Raw genomic sequence first — 306 nt, forward strand, 5'->3', positions numbered from 1 at the left:
TCTGACTGTGGAGATTGTACCGGAGGCAAATACGGAAAAAGTCAACGTGGCGATGGCTTCCGGAGATTTTCCGGATGTGGTTACGGGTGCCTATGGAACCAGTGCTACACAGCAGTGGATTGATGACGGTATGGTTATTCCGCTCAATGATTACTTTGAGACAATGCCCAATATAAAAACGTGGCTGGAGGATGAGTATCAGTGGTCGGCCATCGACGGAAACTATTACGGACTGCCGTTTATCACCCAGTACAATGCGGCAAATGCCCTGATCATATTCCGGCAGGACTGGCTGGATTATCTTGG

The 306-nt window shown here is 49.0% G+C and carries 1 pseudogene; it reads left to right on the forward strand.

The annotated features are described in order from the left end of the window. A pseudogene (locus NE473_RS30955) lies at nt 1–306 on the forward strand (extracellular solute-binding protein); the annotation flags it as partial.

This window comes from Hungatella sp. SL.1.14 (genome assembly GCF_024460495.1).
Taxonomy (GTDB): Bacteria; Bacillota; Clostridia; order Lachnospirales; family Lachnospiraceae; genus Hungatella; species Hungatella hathewayi.